The organism is Brevinematales bacterium (genome assembly GCA_026415355.1).
Lineage (GTDB): Bacteria > Spirochaetota > Brevinematia > DTOW01 > DTOW01 > SKYB106.
In genome coordinates, this window is sequence record JAOAHF010000034.1 from 1 (window position 1) to 2,619 (window position 2,619).

General features: G+C 33.0%; 2 protein-coding genes. One reads left to right on the forward strand and one right to left on the reverse strand.

Going from position 1 to position 2,619, the window contains the following annotated elements; genetic code table 11:
* The coding region (locus tag N2712_07860) for a glycosyltransferase (GenBank protein ID MCX8029891.1) at positions 1-687 on the reverse strand (687 nt) is incomplete at its 3' end.
* Positions 688-1,040: 353 nt separating this feature from the next.
* Between N2712_07860 and N2712_07865 the strand changes: the two genes are divergently transcribed.
* Positions 1,041-2,619, forward strand: a 1,579-nt coding sequence (locus N2712_07865) for a glycosyltransferase family 39 protein (GenBank protein MCX8029892.1), incomplete at its 3' end; no start/stop codon positions are given.

The window sequence follows — 2,619 nt, forward strand, 5'->3', positions numbered from 1 at the left end:
TTTATAGGCAGATATCAACATCTCCTTGTCCAGAACTGGAAGACACAAAATGTCCTTATCACCCTTAACGAGTTCTCTAAACTCACCCTCTATTTCTTTGTCTATATCATTACAACCTGTTAAAACCAGCTTTATACCACTTCCCTTAAGCGCTCTAATCAGAGATATTTGATTCTTCCTAACTGAGATTCTTGCTGAAGGATAAAATACAAAATCTTTAACTCCATATGTGTTGTAGAACAAATCCTTTGATACTTTATTCTCAAGATCCTTAACATAACTAGGTAATCCCAGGTAAGCTACGAATATTTTGCTCTTGTCAATACCATATATAAATGATATCTCTTCTCTCTCAACATCAGAATTAGTAAATACCAAGTCCGATAGAGTTAGAACTTGATACTGAGTTTTTATTGTGTTTGAAATAGGAAAATATCTCATTATCTGAGACAGTTTGCTAAGACCTATACTTGACATTCTCACAAATATGGGTTCTACAATTATTTTTTTACCTTTCTCTCTCAAATGAAGAAGAACCTCTGGATTGAAATGAGTGAAACCGAACAAAAAAAAGATATCAAAGTCAATCTCCTCAGAAAACCAGTCAAATTGCTTTATGTCATGCCCAAAATTTCTTAGAGCATTCACAGCTTCCAGAGCCTGAGTAACACCCCCACCCTTGTCCATAAACTTCGGGTAGGATAACATGTAAGCAATTTTCATACTTATAAGAATTCTAATTAAATCTCCAAAATTATCGCAATATTATGAAATCCCTCAATAAAGCACAAAATATCTAATTAATCTCTTCTGTTAAACTCTAATTTTTTCGCGACACTATGAACTACTATAGGTGGATCAGAACATATATATATATTTAGTTTTGCTGTTAAATTCCTTATTGTTACACATTCTTATTTAGAACGAAACTAGTAAACGAGATACTTAGAGTATTCTTCTACAAGATTATGAAAATACTAATCAAACTTCGTTTTGTATTTTATTGAAATTGCTGTTGGTAGCATTTTAGAATTGGCTATATGATTTTTCTAAGCCTTTCATATATTCATACTCTTATTGTTCTGCTAACTGCTTTCGTTTTTACTTTATACAACTTCCTCAAAACTAGGAAGCTTGATGTAAAAAAGATAGCAGTATTTCTGATATCCATTGTCATCGCAAATTCGTTATTTTATGTACCTTTTCTTAAAAGTCTGTACTCTGATCAAGTTGTGTTGAATTTCTTTCTGCTGTTTCATTTGATAGTTAATGTTCTGGTTTTATTCCTTTACATTCTTTACTACGACAAGTCTGTATTCGGCGCAAAGTTTCAGAATCTTTTGTTGCTATCTTCAGTAGTGGTATTTGGTCAGGTTTACAACATATCAAACTTTATAGAACTTGAGAAGTTGAGAAAAGAACAGATGGTGGTGAAAGACAAAATATATCAGAGTTCTAACAAGGATTTGTTTTTCGGTCCCTACATTAGCTTGCCAAATGGCATATACGAGTATCAGATAAGATACGAATCCAAAGAAGATCTAAATTACAAAGTTACCTTACTTTCTGGGAGGCTATTGCAAAACACGGGAGTTTTGAGGACAGGTAACTCTGTTGAGAGTGGCAGACTTTTAATTGAAAACAATATAGGAGTTAACTTGGAATTCATAATATTTAACAACGTTCAAACTAAGGATCAAACCTTCGTCTATGAGTACAAGATCTACCCAGTTCATATTCTTGAACATTTCTTTGTATCTGTTTCGTGTTATCTTATCATTTCTCTTGTAGTTTATTTGCTTTTGAGGATTGGTGTTTTAATAGTTGGAGAGTATGTTTTCAGATTTAAAGATTTTGAAAGACATTTTTCTGTTCTCTTTTCGTGTTTGATAACTGCTACAATATTGATTTGGACGGCTAGTGTAGTTGGTCTTGTTACCAAGAGTGATGCTATTTATGTCTTGTTATTGCTTTGGTTGTTTTCTTTAGTTTTCTTTTTGAGTTTTCTATTATTGTTGAGACAAAATGCTCTTAAGTACTTGACAATATTCGTTGTAGTCCTCACAATAACTTTAGGAATCAGTATAAATTTCGGTTTACCTCAAATAAACATATATCCTGATGAGATTGATATAGTTCGGGGAATAGTAGCATTTTTAATGTTTCCTAACCTATTTCACTCTAATGAGTGGCCATATTTCTTTCCGCATCACTATAGTCACATCCATTTGAGTTATGTAGTTATGTATCCTTTGAGTCTGGTGGCGAACTTGGTCTATCCAGAGTATGGAATATCATTTTTTGGAGAAAACCAAGACAAAGCTTTGGTTGTGGCTAGATTTATATCAATGATATTCGCTACTCTTTCTGTGATAGCTCTTTTCGCTCTTACTAGGGAACTATTTGAGAACATGTTTGTTGCGACGATTTCTTCAGTGTTGTTGGGAATTGCTCCTATGTTTTTTCATATGTCTCATGTTGCAAAAACAGATACTGCAATAATATTTGCTATAATAGCAAGTATGTATTTTTCAGTATTGTTTGGGAAGAGGAATAATGTCAAGTACCTCTTTGCTTCACTCTTTTTCGCCGCTATGGCAGCTTCTTACAAGATAAATT